Source organism: Ralstonia nicotianae, from assembly GCF_018243235.1.
Lineage (GTDB): Bacteria > Pseudomonadota > Gammaproteobacteria > Burkholderiales > Burkholderiaceae > Ralstonia > Ralstonia nicotianae.
This window is the reverse complement of sequence record NZ_CP046674.1, coordinates 2,246,544-2,264,295: the sequence shown is the minus strand read 5'-3', so window position 1 is coordinate 2,264,295 and position 17,752 is coordinate 2,246,544. Positions and strand designations below refer to the sequence as shown.

The 17,752-nt window shown below is 67.6% G+C and carries 14 protein-coding genes; 12 read left to right on the top strand and 2 right to left on the bottom strand.

Features of this window, described 5'->3' with window-relative positions:
• Positions 1–34 precede the first annotated feature (34 nt).
• The 3 genes from GO999_RS10190 (at position 35) to GO999_RS10180 (ending at position 3,180) form a co-directional block, all read left to right on the top strand.
• Positions 35–961, top strand: a complete 927-nt coding sequence (locus GO999_RS10190) for a TIM barrel protein (RefSeq protein WP_020425196.1) — start codon at positions 35–37, stop codon at positions 959–961.
• 36 nt (positions 962–997) lie between these two features.
• A complete protein-coding gene (locus GO999_RS10185; RefSeq protein WP_016722124.1) occupies positions 998–2,170 on the top strand; it encodes a Gfo/Idh/MocA family protein in 1,173 nt (390 codons plus the stop codon).
• A gap of 131 nt (positions 2,171–2,301) precedes the next feature.
• Positions 2,302–3,180 carry a MurR/RpiR family transcriptional regulator gene (locus GO999_RS10180; RefSeq protein WP_028852952.1) on the top strand — a complete coding sequence of 293 codons (879 nt, stop codon included), beginning with the start codon at positions 2,302–2,304 and terminating at the stop codon, positions 3,178–3,180.
• Between the two features lie 33 nt (positions 3,181–3,213).
• Here GO999_RS10180 and argA read toward each other — a convergent pair whose 3' ends face one another.
• Positions 3,214–4,611, bottom strand: coding sequence for an amino-acid N-acetyltransferase (gene argA, locus GO999_RS10175; RefSeq protein WP_028860477.1), 1,398 nt, complete (start codon positions 4,609–4,611; stop codon positions 3,214–3,216).
• Positions 4,612–4,693: 82 nt separating this feature from the next.
• Between argA and hrpA the strand changes: the two genes are divergently transcribed.
• The 6 genes from hrpA to GO999_RS10145 all read left to right on the top strand — a co-directional run bounded on the left by hrpA (position 4,694) and on the right by GO999_RS10145 (position 13,401).
• Complete coding sequence (gene hrpA / locus GO999_RS10170) at positions 4,694–8,689, top strand: ATP-dependent RNA helicase HrpA (protein WP_211906198.1); 3,996 nt, start codon at positions 4,694–4,696, stop codon at positions 8,687–8,689.
• Positions 8,690–8,832: 143 nt separating this feature from the next.
• Positions 8,833–9,825: a YVTN family beta-propeller repeat protein gene (locus tag GO999_RS10165; RefSeq protein WP_011001201.1), complete on the top strand. Its 993-nt coding sequence runs from the start codon at positions 8,833–8,835 to the stop codon at positions 9,823–9,825.
• Between the two features lie 10 nt (positions 9,826–9,835).
• Entirely contained in the window at positions 9,836–10,657 is an 822-nt protein-coding gene (locus GO999_RS10160; protein WP_197360243.1) for a polysaccharide deacetylase family protein, read from the top strand.
• A 1-nt stretch (position 10,658) separates the two neighbouring features.
• Complete coding sequence (locus tag GO999_RS10155) at positions 10,659–11,633, top strand: sterol desaturase family protein (RefSeq protein ID WP_011001203.1); 975 nt, start codon at positions 10,659–10,661, stop codon at positions 11,631–11,633.
• A gap of 75 nt (positions 11,634–11,708) precedes the next feature.
• A complete protein-coding gene (locus tag GO999_RS10150; protein ID WP_011001204.1) occupies positions 11,709–12,566 on the top strand; it encodes an EI24 domain-containing protein in 858 nt (285 codons plus the stop codon).
• Between the two features lie 16 nt (positions 12,567–12,582).
• Positions 12,583–13,401 (top strand): competence/damage-inducible protein A, encoded by an 819-nt coding sequence (locus GO999_RS10145; RefSeq protein WP_197360241.1) that lies wholly within the window; start codon positions 12,583–12,585, stop codon positions 13,399–13,401.
• Between the two features lie 118 nt (positions 13,402–13,519).
• Here GO999_RS10145 and GO999_RS10140 read toward each other — a convergent pair whose 3' ends face one another.
• Positions 13,520–13,996, bottom strand: coding sequence for a rhodanese-like domain-containing protein (locus GO999_RS10140; RefSeq protein WP_011001206.1), 477 nt, complete (start codon positions 13,994–13,996; stop codon positions 13,520–13,522).
• Between the two features lie 454 nt (positions 13,997–14,450).
• On the opposite strand from GO999_RS10140, the gene GO999_RS10135 reads away from it, so the two are divergent.
• From GO999_RS10135 to glnL, 3 genes are all read left to right on the top strand, one after another.
• A complete protein-coding gene (locus GO999_RS10135; protein ID WP_011001207.1) occupies positions 14,451–15,866 on the top strand; it encodes a 3-hydroxylaminophenol mutase in 1,416 nt (471 codons plus the stop codon).
• Positions 15,867–16,031: 165 nt separating this feature from the next.
• Positions 16,032–16,544, top strand: coding sequence for a hypothetical protein (locus GO999_RS10130; protein WP_011001208.1), 513 nt, complete (start codon positions 16,032–16,034; stop codon positions 16,542–16,544).
• Between the two features lie 4 nt (positions 16,545–16,548).
• A complete protein-coding gene (gene glnL / locus GO999_RS10125) occupies positions 16,549–17,751 on the top strand; it encodes a nitrogen regulation protein NR(II) (RefSeq protein WP_019718056.1) in 1,203 nt (400 codons plus the stop codon).
• The last annotated feature ends 1 nt before the right edge of the window (position 17,752 follow it).

The window sequence follows — 17,752 nt, the reverse complement described above, 5'->3', positions numbered from 1 at the left end:
CCGGCCGCGGCCCCAACGAATGGAATCCACCGATATGACGATGAAAATCGGCTGTGCGCCCTGCTGCTGGGGCGTGGACGACGTGAGGAATCCGCACCTGCCGCCCTGGCGCCGGGTGCTGTCCGAAGCGTCGCTGGCGGGCTACTCGGGCATCGAGCTCGGACCTTATGGCTATCTCCCGCTGGAGGCGGATGTCGTGCGGGCCGAGCTGGACGCGCGGGGCCTGAGCATCACGGCCGGCACGATCTTCGACGACCTGGTGTCGCCGGAGAATCTGCCGAGCCTGCTGCGCCAGACGCGCGAGATCTGCGCGCTGATCCGGCAACTGCCGCCATTGCCGACCCAGGCCGGTCAGCGTTATCCCGCGCCGTACCTCGTGGTGATGGACTGGGGGCACCCGGAGCGTGATTACACGGCAGGCCACCCGGAGCGCGCGCCGCGGCTGTCCGATGCACAGTGGGCGGGCATGGTCGAACACATCCGGCAGATCGCGGAGGTGGCCCGCGGCGAGTTCGGCGTGCGCGCGGTCATCCACCCGCATGCCGGCGGCTATCTCGAATTCGACGACGAGATCGACCGGATCGTCGCCGATATCCCCGCCGAAACGGCCGGGCTGTGCCTCGATACGGGGCACCTCTATTACTCCGGCATGGACCCGGCGAGCTGGCTGCGCCGGCATGCCGCGCGCCTCGACTACGTGCATTTCAAGGACATCGATCTCCCGACGTACCGGCAGGTGCTGGGTGAACGGATCGCTTTCTTCGAGGCCTGCGCGCGCGGCGTGATGTGCCCGATCGGCCAGGGTGTGCTGGATTACCCGGCCATCAAGCGCACGCTGGAAGCACTGGGCTACGCCGGCTACATCACGATCGAGCAGGAGCGCGATCCGCGCAACGCCGGCTCCAGCCTGCGCGATGTGGCGGCGAGCCGTGAATTTCTCGCCACGGTGGGTTTTGCCTGAACGCCATTTCATCTGCAAACGAGGAGCGCAAACACCATGATCGACGGACAGATCCGGCTCGGCCATTCGATGCCCTGGGGCATGGTCGGTGGCGGGCAGGGCAGCCAGATCGGCTATATCCACCGCTCGGCCGCGCTGCGCGATGGCAGCTTCCGGCTCGTTGCCGGCGCATTCGATCTCGACCCGGAGCGTGGCCGCCAATTCGGCCAGCGGCTGGGTGTGAGCGCGCAGCGCTGTTACCCGGACTACCGGGCCATGTTCGAGGCGGAGGCACGCCGCCCGGACGGCATCCGCGCCGTCTCGATCGCGACGCCGAACAACACGCACTTCGACATCTGCCGGGCCGCGCTCCATGCGGGGCTGCACGTGGTCTGCGAAAAGCCGCTGTGCTTCACGACCGCCGAGGCGCAGGCACTGCAGCGCCTGGCCGGCGAACAGCGCAAGATCGTCGGCGTGACCTACGGCTACGCCGGCCATCAGTTGATCGAGCACGCGCGCGAGATGATCGCGCGCGGCGACCTCGGTGAGATCCGCATCGTGCAGATGCAGTTCTCGCACGGTTTCCACAGCGAAGGCGTCGAAGCCGCGAACCCGGCCGCCCGCTGGCGCATGGACCCGACCTTCGCCGGCCCGAGCTACGTGCTCGGCGACATCGGCACGCATCCGCTCTACCTGTCCGAAGTGATGCTGCCCGGGCTGAAGATCGCGCGGCTGCTGTGCTCGCGGCAGAGCTTCGTGAAGACCCGCGCGCCGCTGGAGGACAACGCGTTCACCATCATGGAATACCAGGGCGGCGCGATCGGCTATGCCTGGTCATGCGCGGTGAACGCCGGTTCGATGCATGGCCAGAAGATCCGCGTGATCGGCTCGAAGGCGAGCCTGGAATGGTGGGACGAGCACCCGAACCAACTGCGCTACGAGGTCCAGGGACAGCCGGCGCAGGTGCTCGATCGCGGCATGGGCTATCTGCATCCGGCGGCACTGCACGACGACCGCATTGGAGCGGGGCACCCGGAAGGGCTGTTCGAGGCATGGTCGAACCTCTATTACCGGTTCGCGCTCGCGATGGATGCGACCGACCGCGACGACGCGGCGGCATTGCGTGGCATCCGCTATCCGGACATCCATGCGGGCGTCGAGGGCGTGCGCTGGGTGGAGAACTGCGTGCGTTCGGCCGATGCGGGCGGCGTGTGGGTCGACTATCGTTGAGTGCCGGCATGGTTTGAAGAACCGGCCGCCGCGGGTCTAAAATGGGCCTTCGCATTGTTTCCTGATACGCGTTGGGCTGGTTTCCCGACTGAGCGAACCGAATGTCGGGACTGTCCAAATCGCGTCATCCGATGAATCCATCCGAGAAGCCTCCCGCCACCATCGATGCGTTCCTGCAGCGCCTCACGCAGGAATACGACGGGCTGAGCAAGCGCCTCAAGCTGATCGCCCGCCATGTCGAGACCCATCGAGACCACCTGGGCCTGGAGGGCATTCAGTCGATGGCCGCCCAGTGCGGCGTCCAGCCGTCGGCCGTGGTGCGCTTCGCCCAGCATTTCGGCTTCTCGGGCTTTTCCGAGATGCAGCGGCTGTTTCGCGACGGGCTCGTGCAGCAGATCGCGCCCGGGCGGGATTACAACCTTCGCTTGCGCGAGGTGATCGAGTCGGGTTCTGCGAGCCTGCAGCCCGAGCAGATCGTCGATGAGTTCATCAAGGGCAGCATTGCCGGCATGCAGCAATTGCGCCAGGCGCTCGATCAGAAAGCCTTTGCGCAGGCGGTCGACATGCTGGCGGACACGCAGGCGATCTGGATTGCCGGCTCGCGCCGCTCGTTTCCTGTCGCCGTGTACCTGGACTACGCGCTGCAGCACACGGACAAGCGGGTCGGCCTGTTCAGCGCGCTGGGCAGCATGCACCTGGGGCAGATCCGCTCGGTGCGCGAGGGCGATGTGCTGATCGCGATCTCCTTCATGCCCAATGCGGAGGAGACCATCGAGGTGGCGCAGCAGGCCAGGCAACGGGGCGCGCGGATGATCGCCGTGACCGACAGCCGCATGAGCCCGCTTGCGCGCGAGGCCGAGGTCACGCTCGTGGTGCAGGACAGCACCACCTTCGGTTTCCGTGCGCTGACGGCGACGATGGGGCTCGCGCAAAGCCTGTTCATCGCGCTGGCGTATCGGCTTGAACTCTCCTCGGCCGGCGGCGAGCACGAGAAGGACGTGATGGCCTGAGGCGCCGCGATCGGCGCGCTGCAGCGTGTGGGCTTACAGCTTCTTCATCAGCACCATCGACCGCCGCTGCCAGTTGTACAGCTTGCGGCGGTCTTCCGGCAGGTCGTCCACGGTGGCGTGCACGAAGCCGCGCTTGAGGAACCAGTGCTCGGTGCGCGTGGTGAGCACGAACAGGCGCTTGAGCCCCACGGCGCGGGCGCGGGCCTCGACGTGCTTGAGCAGGCGTTCGCCGTCGCCGGTGCCCTGGGTATCGGGCGCCACCGTCAGGCAGGCCATCTCGCCCACGCCTTCCTTCGGGTAGGGGTAGAGCGCCGCGCAGCCGAAGATGATGCCGTCGTGCTCGATCACGGAGAAGTTGGCGATGTCGCGCTCCAGCAGCCGGCGCTCGCGTGGCACCAGCGTGCCGTCGGCTTCCAGCGGCTCGATCAGCTGGACGATGCCGCCCACGTCGTCCAGCGTGGCCTCGCGCAGGTATTCCAGGTCGGTGTGCGAGACCATGGTACCGACGCCGTCGTGCAGGAACAGCTCCAGCAGGATGCTGCCGTCCAGCGCGAACGGGATCAGGTGCGCCCGGCGCACGCCGCCGCGCATGGCCTTGACGATGTGCTGCAGGTAGTACGCGGTGTCGGCGGAGAGCCGCCCTTCGCGCAGGCGCTCGATGGCCGATTCCATCGACAGCTCCTGCTGCAGCTTGCCGACCCGGTCCATGATGCCCGGCACCTCGGTGATGAAGATCAGCTTGTCGGCCTTGAGCGCGGTCGCCGTGTTGGTGGCCACGTCTTCCATCGACAGGTTGAACGCCTGCCCCGTGGGCGAGAAGCCCAGCGGCGACAGCAGCACGATCTTGCGGTTGGACAGCGAGTGCTGGATCGATTCCGCGTCGATCTTGCGCACCAGCCCCGTGTGCTGGAAATCGACGCCGTTGACGATGCCCACCGGCCGCGCCGTCACGAAGTTGCCCGACACCACCGAAATGCGGGCCCCCGCCATCGGCGTATTGGGCAGCGCCTGGCTGAAGGTGGCCTCGATGTCGAGCCGCAGTTCGCCCGAGGCCTCCTTGGCCGATTCCAGCGCGGCGTTGTCGGTCACGCGGATGCCGTCGACGAACTGGGTCTGCACGTGGCGCAGCGCCAGTTGCTCTTCCACCTGCGGCCGCGAGCCGTGCACCAGCACGATGTGCATGCCCATGGCGTGCAGCAGCGCGATGTCGTTGACCAGCGCCCCGAGCATGCCGGCCTTGACCAGCTCGCCGCCGAAGCCGATCACGAAGGTCTTGTCGCGGAAGGCGTGGATATAGGGTGCCACCGCGCGCAGCCAGTCCACGAACTGCTGCTGCTCGGGCGTGGGCGGGATCGGAGCGACGTCGGCGGTGGCGGGCGTGTGCGCCACCAGCGAGACGCCGGATGCGGGGGCGGAAGGGCGTGCGGTCACGGGCGGATGGAGTGTGCTGGCCGGGCCGCGGCAGGGGGGGCGGGCCGGCAATGGAAAGATGCGCGGATTATAATCCCGGCCGATGTCAGATTCCCACGTCTCGCCGCCGCCGGCGGCACCCTCCCAGTCCTCCCCGAACGACGCCAGCCGGCCCACGCGCCAGGCGGGCCAGGCCGACGCCGGCGGCCGTCGCCCGCGCCGGCAGAAGCCGACGCCGGAAGCGCTCGCCGCCGCGCTGGAAGCCCGCCGCGCGCGCGCCAACGCGGTGCCGCCGATCAGCTTTCCCGAAGCGTTGCCGGTCTCGGCCCGGCGCGACGAGATCGCCCGGGCCGTCGCCGCGCACCAGGTGGTGATCGTCAGCGGCGAGACCGGCTCGGGCAAGACCACGCAGTTGCCCAAGATCTGCCTGTCGATCGGGCGCGGCATCGGCGCGGGCGGCACCGGGCTGATCGGCCATACGCAGCCGCGGCGCATCGCCGCCACCTCCACCGCCAAGCGCATCGCCCAGGAGATCGGCTCGCCGCTGGGCGAGCACGTCGGCTACCAGGTGCGCTTCAACGACACGCTGTCGGCCGGCGCCTCGGTCAAGCTGATGACCGACGGTATCCTGCTGGCCGAGACGCAGAACGATCCGCTGCTGCGCGGCTACGACACGATCATCATCGACGAGGCGCACGAGCGCAGCCTCAACATCGATTTCCTGCTCGGCTACCTCAAGCAGCTGCTGCCGCGCCGGCCCGACCTGAAGGTCATCATCACCTCGGCCACCATCGACGCGCAGCGCTTTGCCGAGCACTTCGCCGGGCCCAAGGGGCCCGCGCCGATCATCGAAGTGAGCGGCCGGCTGTATCCGGTCGAAGTGCGCTACCGCCCCGTGCAGCGCGACGAGAAGGACAAGGAGCGCGACCTCTACGACGGCATCGTCGACGCGGTCGACGAGCTCGCGCGCGAAGGCGCCGGCGATGTGCTGATCTTCCTGCCGGGCGAACGCGAGATCCGCGAGGCGGCCGAGGCGCTGCGCAAGCACCACCCGGCGCACACCGAGATCCTGCCGCTGTTCGCGCGGCTGTCGGTGCAGGAGCAGGAGCGGGTGTTCCGCCCGTCCAACGCGCGCCGCATCGTGCTGGCCACCAACGTGGCCGAGACCTCGCTGACGGTGCCGGGCATCCGCTACGTGGTCGATACCGGGCTGGCGCGCGTCAAGCGCTATTCGTACCGCAACAAGGTCGAGCAGCTGCAGATCGAGCCGGTTTCGCAGGCCGCCGCCAACCAGCGCGCGGGCCGCTGCGGCCGGGTGGCCGACGGCGTGTGCATCCGCCTGTATGAAGAGGCGGACTTCATCGCGCGCCCGCGCTTTACCGATCCGGAAATCCTGCGTTCGTCGCTGGCCGCCGTCATTCTGCGCATGAAGGCACTGCGGCTGACGGATGTGGAGCAGTTCCCCTTCATCGAGCCGCCGCTGGGCCGTGCGATCGCCGATGGCTACCAGCTCCTGCAGGAGCTGGGCGCGGTCGACGATGAGAACGCGCTGACGCCGCTGGGCAAGCAGGTGGCCCGCCTGCCGCTGGACCCGCGCGTGGCGCGCATGATCCTGGCCGGCCGCGACCACCAGTGCCTGCGCGAGATGCTCATCATCGCCAGCGCCCTGTCCGTGCAAGACCCGCGCGATCGCCCGCAGGAACTGCAGCAGCAGGCCGACCAGGCGCACCGTCAGTTTGCCGACGAGAAATCCGAATTCCTCGGCTGGGTCAAGCTGTGGAAGTGGTTTGAAGAGGCGGTCGCGCACAAGAAATCGAACAAGCAGCTGCAGGACCAGTGCCGCGCGCACTTCCTGTCGCACCTGCGGCTGCGCGAGTGGCGCGATGTGCATTCGCAGCTGCATACCACGGTGGCCGAGCAGGGCTGGAAGCTCAACGAATCCGAGCCGACCTACGAACAGCTGCACCTGGCGTTGCTGACGGGCCTGCTCGGCAACATCGGCGTGCGCATCGAAGAAGCCGATGGCAAGGGGCGCGAATACCTCGGCGCGCGCGGCATCAAGTTCTTCCTGTGGCCGGGTTCGGCCATCGCGCGCAAGGCCGGCAAGTGGATGGTGGCCGGCGAGCTGATCGAAACCAGCCGCCTGTTCGGCCGCACGCTGGCGCGCATCGAGCCTGAATGGGTGGAGAAGGTCGGCGCGCACCTGCTGAAGGTGTCGTGGAGCGACCCGCACTGGGAAAAGAAGGCCGGCCAGGTGATGGCCTTCGAGCGCGGCACGCTCTACGGCCTGCCGGTCTACCAGCAGCGCCGCGTGCATTTCGGGCCGATGCAGCCCAGGGAGGCGCGCGAGCTGTTCATCCGCCGCGCGCTGGTCGACGGCGAGTTCGAGACGCGCCTGCCGTTCTTCGCGCACAACCAGCGTCTGGTGCGCGAGATCGAGAACCTCGAGCACAAGTCGCGTCGCCAGGACGTGCTGGTCGACGACGAGCTGATCCACGCCTTCTACGACAGCCAGATCCCGGCCGACATCCACAACACCGTCGCCTTCGAGGGCTGGTACGCCGAGGCCGCCAAGGCCAGCCAGAAGCTGCTGTACCTGAACCGCGACGACCTGATGCGCCACGAGGCGGCCGGCATCACCACCGACCTGTTCCCCAAGACGCTGCCGATCGCCGGCATCGACATGGGCCTCACGTATCACTTCGAGCCCGGCAGCCCGCGCGACGGCGTGACGCTGACGGTGCCACTCTACGCGCTGAACCAGGTGCCCGCGCAGCGCGCCGAATGGTTGGTGCCCGGCATGCTCAAGGAGAAGGCGCACCTGCTGCTCAAGAGCCTGCCGCAGAAGCTGCGTCGCCACTGCGTGCCGCTGCCCGACTATGCCGCTGGCTTCGTGTCGCGCGTAAGGCTGGGTGACGGCGACCTGCTCGACCGCCTGATCGCCGACGTGCGCGAGCAGACCGGCACGCCGCTCAAGCGCGCCGACTTCAAGCTGGAAACGCTGCCCGCGCATCACTTCATGAACTTCAAGGTGATTGACGAGCACGGCCGCCAGCTCGACATGGGCCGCAACCTGGCCCAGCTGCGCGCCGAGCTCGGCGGGCGGGCGCAGCAGACTTTCCAGTCGATCGCCGCCAAGGACGCGGCGGTGGCCGGCGCGCCGGGCGATGGCGCCGGCGCCAGGCCGGGCAAGGGCGGCAAGCCGGACGCCCCGGCCAACCCCGCGCTGTACTCGGGCCTGACCACCTGGAACTTCGGCGAGCTGCCCGAACTGCTGGAAGTCCGCAAGGGCAGCCAGACGCTGTTCGGCTACCCGGCGCTGGTCGACGGCGGCGACCACTGCGACGTGGAAGTCTTCGACGACCCGGCCGAGGCCGCGCGCATCCACCGCCTGGGTTTGCGCCGTCTGTTTGCGCTGCAGCTGCGCGAGCCGCTGAAGTACCTGGAAAAGAATATTCCTGGCCTGTCGCAGATGGCGATCCAGTTCATGACCCTGGGCACGCAGGACGAACTGCGCAACCAGATCCTGGACGCCGCGCTCGACCGCGCCTGCCTGCAGGACCCGCTACCCGCCGACGACGCCGGCTTCGGCGCCCGCAAGGACGAGGGCCGCACGCGCCTGACGCTGCTGGCGCAGGAGATCGCCCGGCTGGCCGGCGCGATCCTGGCCGAATACGCCCAGCTGCCGCGCAAGCTGCAGATCGCCAAGCCGTTCGGCGCCGCGTATGCCGACATCGATGCGCAACTGAAGGCGCTGATGCACAAGCGCTTCATCGAGGCGACGCCCTACGCGCAGCTCGCGCACTTCCCGCGCTACCTGAAGGGCATCGCCATGCGCATCGACAAGCTCAAGGCCGATCCGACGCGCGACACCCAGCGCATGCAGGAGATGGCGCCGCTGTTCCAGCAGTACCAGCGCGCCGAGAAGCAGCTGCGTGTGCAGGGGCAGGGCCGAGCTGCGGCGGGCGACCCGCGCATGGAGGAATTCCGCTGGATGCTGGAGGAGCTGCGCATCGCGCTGTTCGCGCAGGAGTTGCGCACGCCGGTGCCGATGTCGGTGAAGCGGCTGCAGAAAGTGTGGGAGTCGATGCAGCGTTAGCCCGCCATCGGTCGCGGCAGCGCAATGCCTTGCGCCAAGACAAAAAGTTCCCCCATTTCTTTGCTTTTCTTTTTGATTTTGCGTCATCGGTGCCGCGAGGCCAGCCGTTAAAATGGCGGGCTAAGTTGCTGAATCTTCTCACTATGTCTGCCTCGCGCATTTCGTTTGTTTCCCGTTGGGTTTCGCTGCTGGCGCTCTCGGCCGGTGTGCTCGCGCCGCTTGCCGCACATGCGGAAGTCGTGACCGTGCTCAATTCGGGAGACGCCAGCGTCACCCTGATCGACAAGGATTCACGCCGGGTGCTGGAGACCTTCCCCATCGGCAAGGAGCCGCATCACCTGATCGCCACGCCGGACGAGAAGTCGCTGATCGTCGCCAACGCGGTCGGCAACGAGCTGGTGTTCCTCGACCCGGTCACCGGCAAGATCCAGCAGCGCGTGCCGCGCATCGACGATCCGTACCAGATCGGTTTCTCGCCCGACCAGAAATGGTTCCTGACCACCGGCAACCGCCTTGACCGCGTCGACATCTACCGCTGGGACGGCCACGCGCTGACCATCGCCAAGCAGTTGCCGCTGGCCAAGACGCCCAGCCACATCGCCTTCACCGCCGACAGCAAGGTGGCGTTCGTGACGCTGCAGGATTCCAACGAAGTGGTCGCCATCGACCTGCCCACGCAGACCGTGATGTGGCGCATGACCTCCGGCGCCGCGCCCGCCGGCGTGTGGGTGACCACCGACCAGAAATACCTGCTGGTCGGCATGACCGGCGCGGATTTCGTCGAGGTCATCGACTGGCGCAACCGCACCAGCGTCAAGCGCATCCCCACCGGCAAGGGCGCCCACAACTTCCGCGCGCTGGGCGACAAGCGGCACCTGTTCCTGTCCAACCGCGTCTCGGGCACCATCAGCATCATCGACGAGCAGACGCTCACCAAGGTGGGCGACATCACTGGCCTGCCGCCGGGCCCGGACGACATGGAGCTGACCGCCGACGGCAAGCAGCTGTGGGTGACCTGCCGCTGGGCCAAGCGCGTGGCGATCGTCGACGTGGCCAGCCGCAAGGTGGTCGAAGAAATCAAAGTGGGGCGCTCGCCGCACGGCATCTATTTCCGCACGCGCGCGCCGCTGATCTGAGGGGATGGCCATGCAGTCCGTTCTGCCGATGCTGCGCTCGGTGGCCGCCGCCGTGGCCCTCGGAGCCTGCGCGTTCGCCGTGGCGGCGCCGGGCGGCGTCAATGCGGGCGCGTGCAAGGGCACGGTCTACCTGACGTTCGACACCGGCAGCATGAGCCAGGCTCAGCTGATTGCCGACACGCTGCGCCGGCACCGCATCCGGGCCACTTTCTTCCTCGCCAACGAACAGACCATCCACGGCGACAGCACGCTGGACGACGCCTGGGCGCCGTACTGGAAGTCGCTCGCCGCCGATGGCCACGCCTTCGGCACGCATACCTTCGATCACGTCTACTACAAGGGCGAGGCCGGTCCGGACAAGGTCCGCTTCCGCCCGCAGTTCGGCGCGCAGGGCGGCCGCAATGTCGTCTGGGGCGAGCCGGAATTCTGCGCCGAGCTCAAGCGCAGCGCCGATCGCTTCCATGCCATGACCGGCCAGCCGATCGACCCGCTGTGGCGCGCGCCGGGCGGTCACCTGTCGGCCGTCACCGAGGGCTGGGCCAAGCAGTGCGGCTTCGCGCATGTGGCGTGGGCCCCGGCCGGCTTCCTCGGCGACGAGCTGCCCTCCGAGCGCTATCCGAACGCCATGCTGCTCGACAAGGCCCTGGCCAACCTGCGCGACGGCGACATCACCATGGCCCACCTGGGCATCTGGTCGCGCAAGGCCCCGTGGGCCCCGGCCGACCTGGAGCCGCTGATCACCGGTCTGGAGCGCAAGGGCTTCTGCTTCGCCACGCTGCGCGACCATCCGCAGTACCAGGCGTGGTTCGCCGCCCACCCGCCGGCCCGCTGACATGTTCGACTGGGTCGCCGACACCTTCACCCAAGCGCAGGACCTGCTGTTCCAGCATGTCGTGATGCCGCTCACCTATGCCATCGGCATGGGCGGCTACGTGGAGGATGCCTATCCCGGCACCGAATGGCTGCTGATGGGCCTGGTGCAGATTGCCGTGATGCTGCTGGTGCTGCGGCCGCTGGAGCGCTGGCGCCCCGTGGAGCCGATGCAGGATCGCGGCGCCGTGCGGGCGGACATCGTCTACACGCTGTTCCACCGGCTCGGCCTGTTCCCGCTGCTGCTGTTCTTCACGCTGCAGCCGCTGATCGACGCGCTCGACGGCAAGCTGCGCTTCTGGGGCTGGGCCCACCTGAACGTGGAGGACTGGTGGCCCGGCGTGACCTCCATCCCCATCGTCAGCTTCCTGGTCTACCTGGTGCTGTTCGACCTGCTCGACTACGCGTACCACCGCCTGTCGCACACCTTCCACTGGTGGTGGAACCTGCACGCGCTGCACCACAGCCAGCAGCAGATGACACTGTGGTCCGACGACCGCAATCATCTCTTCGACGATCTGCTGCATGGCACGGTGTTCGCCGTCGCGGCACTGGTGATCGGCGTGGAGCCGTCGCAGTACGTGCTGCTGGTCGCCATCTCGCAGTTGCTGCAGAGCCTGCAGCATGCCAATGTGCGGCTGCATTTCGGCTGGCTGGGCGATCGGCTGCTGATCTCGCCCCGCTTCCATCGGCTGCACCACGCCATCGGCCTGGGGCACGAGGTGCCGGGCAAGCCGGGCGTGCTGGGCGGTTGCAACTTCGGCGTGCTGTTCCCGTGGTGGGACATGCTGCTCGGCACCGCCGTCTTCTCGCCCGAATACCACGCCACCGGCATCCGCGACCAGCTGCCCGCGCCGCGCGGCCGCTCGCGCGACTACGGGCGCGGCGTGCTGCGCCAGCAGTGGCTGGGCGTCAAGCGCCTGCTCGGCCGCGCCTGAGCGTGTGCGTGCAGCGGCGTGGTCCGCTGCGCTGCTGTGCTAGGCTTGTCCGCATCCTGAACTCCCGATTTCCGCATGAACGACCTCATCCGCTCGTTTGGCCGTGCGCTGCTGTCGCAACTGCATCCGCGCATGCTGTTCATGACGGTGCTGCCGTTCATCGTGGCGCTGCTGGTGTGGGGGCCGATCCTCTATTTCGGCTGGAACCCGGTGATGGAGGTGGCGCGCGGCATGCTGGAGGGCTTGCCGCTCACGCACTGGATCTACAGCGGGATGGACAGCCTGGGCATGACGGGCTTCCGCGCCGTGCTCACGCCGCTGGTCGTGATCGCGGTGCTGGTGCCGGTGATCGTCGTGTCGATCCTGGTGTTCGTCGGTGCGGCCTCGGTGCCGGCCGTGATGCGCTTTCTCGATCGCAGCTATCCGCTGCTGGAGCGCCGCCAGGGCGGCTCGGTGTTCGGCAGCGTGATGCATTCGCTGGGCTGCACGCTGGTGTTTGCCGTGGTGGCCGTCGTCACGCTGCCGCTGTGGCTGATCCCGCCGTTCTTCGCGCTGATCCCGCCGCTGCTGTGGGGCTGGCTGACCTACCGCGTGATGACCTACGACGCGCTGTCCGAGCATGCCTCCGCCGACGAGCGCCGCATCATCATGCAGCGCTACCGGCTGCCGCTGCTGGGCATCGGCGTCGCCGTCGGCATGCTGGGCTCGGCGCCGACGCTGCTGTGGGTGTCGTCGGTGGTGACCATCGTGCTGTTCCCGATCATCGCCATCGCAGTGATCTGGCTGTACGTGCTGATCTTCATCTTCTCGGCGCTGTGGTTCGGCCACTTCTGCCTGCGCGCGCTGACCCGGCTGCGCGGCGAGGCGCCGCCGCCGACCCGCGTGATCGAGTCGACCGTGATCGACGTCACCCCCGGCCTCCCGCGCGAATAAGACAGGAAACGATCCCATGGCTTTCGGCATGATCATCATCGGCGACGAGATCCTTTCCGGCCGCCGCGAAGACCAGCATCTGCGCAAGCTGATCGAGGTGCTGCGCGCGCGTGGCCTGTCGCTCGAATGGGCCGAGTACGTCGGCGACCAGCCCGCGCGCATCACCGATGTGCTCAAGCGCACCTTCGCCACCGGCGACGTGGTGTTCTGCACCGGCGGCATCGGCGCCACGCCCGATGACCACACGCGCCAATGCGCCGCCGCCGCGCTGGGCGTGCCGCTGGCGCTGCATCCCGATGCGCGCGAGCAGATCACGCTGCGCATCGCCGAGACCGCCGCCGGCGACCCGCTCAAGGCGGACCTGTCGACGCCCGAGAACCAGCACCGCTTCAAGATGGGCGAGTTTCCGCAAGGCGCGCGCATCATCCCCAACGCCTACAACCGCATCCCCGGCTTCTCCGTGGGCGACCATCACTTCATGCCGGGCTTTCCGGTGATGGCATGGCCGATGATGGAGTGGGTGCTCGATACCTACTACGCCCACCTGTTCCACAGCGCTCCGCGCCAAGAGCGCTCCTTCCTGGTGTTCGGCTTGCCGGAGTCGCGGCTGACGCCGCTGATGGAGCGCATCGAAGCCGAGTTCGGCGGGGTCAAGGTGTTCAGCCTGCCCAGCGTGGGCGATGCGGCGCGCGGCGAGCGCTACGCGCGCAGCCACATCGACCTCGGCGTGAAGGGGCCGCCCGACGCGGTGGCGCGCGCCTATGCGGTGCTGCGTGAAGGCGCCGTGGCGCTCGGCGGCGAGATTCTGGAGGCGGACGCCGCCGCCGCGTCCTGAGCGGCGGGGCCTCAGGCGCGCCGGCGCCCGGAGCGTGCCCGCGCAGCGCCGCCGCCGACGCGCGTGGCGAATCTCGCGAGCCGGGAGCGCGCCGCGCGGCAGCCTGGGGACGTTCCCGTCAGGCGCCTTGCCACGGCAGGCCGCGGAAGCACCAGCCTTCCACGGTCTTGCGGTGGCCCGCGGCATCCTTGGCGCCTTCGAAGCCTTCCAGCACATCCATCGCCAGCGCATAGCCGGCCTGCGTCGCGGCGGCGGCCGCGTGCTTGGAGCGCGCGGCGCTGCGGCACAGGAACAGCACCGGCGCATCCTTCGGCACGGCGGCTTCCAGTTCAGCCAGGAAGTCCGGGTTGCGCACGCCGCCCGGATACCGGTTCCATTCCACATGGACGAACTGGCCGGCCGGGACCTGCGGCGCCCCGACCCAGTCCAGCTCGGCGCGGGTGCGCACGTCCACCAGGCGGGCCTGCGGATCGGCGGCAAGCAGCGCGGCGGTCTCTTCGGGCGTCAGGGCACCGAAGTACGGCAACTGGCCGGCTTCGCGGCGCGCGGCGGCGGCATCGAGCAGGGCTTCGCGGGTAGGCGTGGTGGCGGTCATGGCAATCGGTGGGGTGGAAAAGCCGCATTTTAATGCCGCCACAGCAGCGGACGGCGGGGTTTCCCGTGATTGGTGCAAAAAGATGAGGTGGGCACAAATAGTGTGCCGATCGATCCGTTGCGCACTATGATGGTGCGTAGGCTGGTCCGCCAGGACAGCCTCCGGTGCGCCGCGCGCGAGGCCGGGCTGCTGGACGATGCACGATTCCGGTCCGGCCGCACCGTGCCAGTCATGGTCCGGCGCCATCCTGCACTATTTGCGGGAGACCAGGCGCGACCTGGGGCAGGAATTGGCATGGTTTCTGCTAAAGTTGTCGCGGTCTTTTTCAGGGGCGTCCAGCCATGCCGGACGGTCCTGCTAGGAAGAAGATGTTCCGGTGCGTGGGGGCGGGGCGCTACGATCCGTCACACAACCGGCTCACAATGTTGCGATATAGCGCTACCAGGAGAATGGCATGTCCCAAAGCATTGCAGACGTGATGAAGCTCGTGAAGGAAAACGACGTCAAGTTCGTCGATTTCCGCTTCACCGATACCAAGGGTAAAGAGCAGCACGTCTCGGTTCCCGTGTCGCATTTCGGCGAAGACAAGTTCGAAAGCGGCCACGCATTCGACGGCTCGTCGATCGCCGGCTGGAAGGGCATCGAAGCTTCGGACATGCTGCTGATGCCGGATGCGAACACCGCCCACATCGACCCGTTCTACGAAGAGCCGACCCTGGTCATGACCTGCGACGTGATCGAACCGTCGGACGGCAAGGGCTACGACCGCGACCCGCGCTCGATCGCCAAGCGCGCTGAAGCCTACCTGAAGAGCACCGGCTTGGGCGACACCGCCTACTTCGGTCCGGAACCCGAATTCTTCATCTTCGACGGCGTGACCTGGAACGTCGACATGCAAGGCTCCTTCGTGAAGATTCATTCCGAAGAAGCGCCGTGGTCGTCGGGCAAGGAATTCGAGCACGGCAACTCCGGCCACCGTCCGGGCAAGAAGGGCGGCTACTTCCCGGTCGCCCCGATCGACACGTTCCAGGACATCCGCTCGGAAATGTGCCTGATCCTGGAATCGCTGGGCATTCCGGTTGAAGTGCATCACCACGAAGTGGCGGGCCAAGGCCAGAACGAAATCGGCACGAAGTTCAGCACGCTGGTGCAGCGCGCCGACTGGACCCAGCTGCAAAAGTACGTGATCCAGAACGTCGCGCACACCTACGGCAAGACCGCCACGTTCATGCCGAAGCCGGTCGTGGGCGACAACGGTTCGGGCATGCACGTGCACCAGTCCGTGTGGAAGGACGGCCAGAACCTGTTCGCAGGCAACGGCTACGCCGGCCTGTCGGAATTCGCGCTGTACTACATCGGCGGCATCATCAAGCACGCTCGCGCGCTGAACGCTATCACCAACCCGGGCACGAACTCGTACAAGCGTCTGGTGCCGGGCTTCGAAGCACCGGTCAAGCTGGCTTACTCGGCTCGCAACCGTTCGGCTTCGATCCGGATCCCGTACGTTGCCAACCCGAAGGGTCGCCGCATCGAAACGCGCTTCCCGGATCCGCTGTGCAACCCGTACCTGGGCTTTGCCGCGCTGCTGATGGCCGGCCTGGACGGCGTGCAGAACAAGATCCACCCGGGCGAAGCCGCCGACAAGAACCTGTACGACCTGCCGCCGGAAGAGGACGCAAAGATCCCGACCGTGTGCTCGAGCCTGGATCAGGCCCTCGAGTACCTGGACAAGGATCGCGAGTTCCTGACCCGCGGCGGCGTGTTCACCAACTCGATGATCGACGCCTACATCGAGCTGAAGATGGAAGAAGTCACCCGCTTCCGCATGACCACGCACCCGGTCGAGTTCGAGATGTACTACTCGCTGTAACAGGCGGGCGCCCCGCGCGATGCGGCAGCGGGGCGCGGATGCGACAGTGTTGAGGGGTAAGGGCGGCGCAGGTCGCCCTTCCTTTTTGTGAAGCGGGGGATTATGGCTAGAATGGGCGACCGCCGGATTCCGGCGCTCAATCGACGTTTCAGCCAGGTTCCATTCATGTTCCGTCCTTCTTCCCGCATCGCATCCGGGCTGCTTGCCGCTACCGCGGCGCTTGCTGCGCTGTCCGTGCAGGTTCCCGCGCATGCGGATGATGTCTATCTGTGCACCGGCCCGAACGGCGTGCCGGAGTACCGCAACAGCGGCAACGTGAAGGGCTGCCGCAAGCTGTCGCTGCCCGACGTGGTCACGGTGCCGGGCACGCGCAGTCCGCGCAGCGGGGGGGCGGCGGCGCCGGCCGAGTCGAGCGGCAGCTTCCCGCGCGTCGACAGCGCGACGCAGAAGAGCCGTGACAGCGAACGCCGCCGCGTGCTGGAGGCCGAGCTGTCGGAAGAGGAGCGCAAGCTCCAGGCGTTGCAGGCCGAGTACAACAACGGCCAGCCCGAGCGCCAGGGCAACGAACGTAACTATCAGAAATATCTCGACCGCACCGCGCAGCTGAAGAGCGACATCGAGCGTAGCCAGGCCAATGTCGAATCCATCCGCCGGGAGCTGTCCAACCTGAAGGAGTAGTACTGTGACGCGTCGACTGATCCGCAAAGCGGCCCACCGCGATGACCAGGAACAGACGACGCCATCCGCGCCGCCCACCGCCGCTCCGGAAGCTCCGGCCGGCGGCCGCGCCGCGTCGGCGATGCCGCCTCTGCCGTTCTCGCACAGTGCGCCGCCGTCGTATCCCGGGCTCGATGCCGTGCCCAATCCCGTCCTCTTCGTCCGCCATCCGTCGCTGACGATCTTCTACGCCAATCCCGCCGCCGAGGCCACGCTGGCCGTGTCGCGCCGCCAACTGGTGGGCACGTCGCTGCACGAGCTGTTCGCCGATCCGGTCGAGCTGATGGAGATGATCGGCACGGTGGCGAGCCGCCTGTTCGACGCCAAGCGCCGCGACCTGACGCTCGAGCGGCCGGGCCACGAGGCGCTGCACGTGCACGCGGTGGTCGGCACCATCGATTTCGAGCCGGGCTGCGCCCTGCTGGAGCTGCTACCCAACGAGCAGAAGATGCGCAGCGAGCGCGAAGAGCGCCTGCTGGACCTCACCTCCGCCAACAAGGAACTGATCCGCAACCTGGCGCACGAGATCAAGAACCCGCTGGGCGGCATCCGCGGCGCGGCGCAGTTGCTGGAGTTCGAGCTGCCCGAGCGTGCGCTGCGCGAGTACACCCAGGTCATCATCAAGGAGTCCGACCGGCTGCAGACGCTGGTGGACCGCCTGCTGGAGCCCCACCGGCATCCGCACATCGTCGGCGACGTGAACATCCACGAGGTGCTCGAGCGCGTGCGCTCGGTGGTGCTGGCGGAGTTTCCGCAGGGCCTGCGCATCGTGCGCGACTACGATGCCAGCCTGCCCGAGTTCCGCGGCGACAAGGAGCAACTGATCCAGGCCGTGCTCAACATCGTCCACAACGCGGCGCATGCCTTGGGGCCGCGCATCGCGCAGGGCAATGCCGAAATCATTCTGCGCACGCGGGTGGCGCGCCAGGTCACGATCGCCAAGCATCTCTACAAGCTGGCATTGGACTTGCATGTGGTGGACAACGGTCCTGGTATCCCGGACGACATCCGCGAGCGCATCTTCTTCCCGCTGGTGTCAGGACGGGAGGGGGGGAGCGGGCTGGGCCTGACGCTGGCGCAGACCTTCGTGCAGCAGCACGATGGCCTGATCGAATGCGACAGCAGGCCGGGCCTGACCGATTTCCGCATCCTGGTGCCGCTGCATTGAC

Coding starts and splice junctions, on each gene's coding strand:
- GO999_RS10180 (WP_028852952.1), top strand. CDS start 2,302: ATGAATCCATCCGAGAAGCCTCCCGCCACCATCGATGCGTTCCTGCAG.
- GO999_RS10165 (WP_011001201.1), top strand. CDS start 8,833: ATGTCTGCCTCGCGCATTTCGTTTGTTTCCCGTTGGGTTTCGCTGCTG.
- GO999_RS10130 (WP_011001208.1), top strand. CDS start 16,032: ATGTTCCGTCCTTCTTCCCGCATCGCATCCGGGCTGCTTGCCGCTACC.
- GO999_RS10155 (WP_011001203.1), top strand. CDS start 10,659: ATGTTCGACTGGGTCGCCGACACCTTCACCCAAGCGCAGGACCTGCTG.
- hrpA (WP_211906198.1), top strand. CDS start 4,694: ATGTCAGATTCCCACGTCTCGCCGCCGCCGGCGGCACCCTCCCAGTCC.
- GO999_RS10160 (WP_197360243.1), top strand. CDS start 9,836: ATGCAGTCCGTTCTGCCGATGCTGCGCTCGGTGGCCGCCGCCGTGGCC.
- GO999_RS10145 (WP_197360241.1), top strand. CDS start 12,583: ATGGCTTTCGGCATGATCATCATCGGCGACGAGATCCTTTCCGGCCGC.
- GO999_RS10140 (WP_011001206.1), bottom strand. CDS start 13,996: ATGACCGCCACCACGCCTACCCGCGAAGCCCTGCTCGATGCCGCCGCC.
- GO999_RS10190 (WP_020425196.1), top strand. CDS start 35: ATGACGATGAAAATCGGCTGTGCGCCCTGCTGCTGGGGCGTGGACGAC.
- GO999_RS10135 (WP_011001207.1), top strand. CDS start 14,451: ATGTCCCAAAGCATTGCAGACGTGATGAAGCTCGTGAAGGAAAACGAC.
- GO999_RS10185 (WP_016722124.1), top strand. CDS start 998: ATGATCGACGGACAGATCCGGCTCGGCCATTCGATGCCCTGGGGCATG.
- GO999_RS10150 (WP_011001204.1), top strand. CDS start 11,709: ATGAACGACCTCATCCGCTCGTTTGGCCGTGCGCTGCTGTCGCAACTG.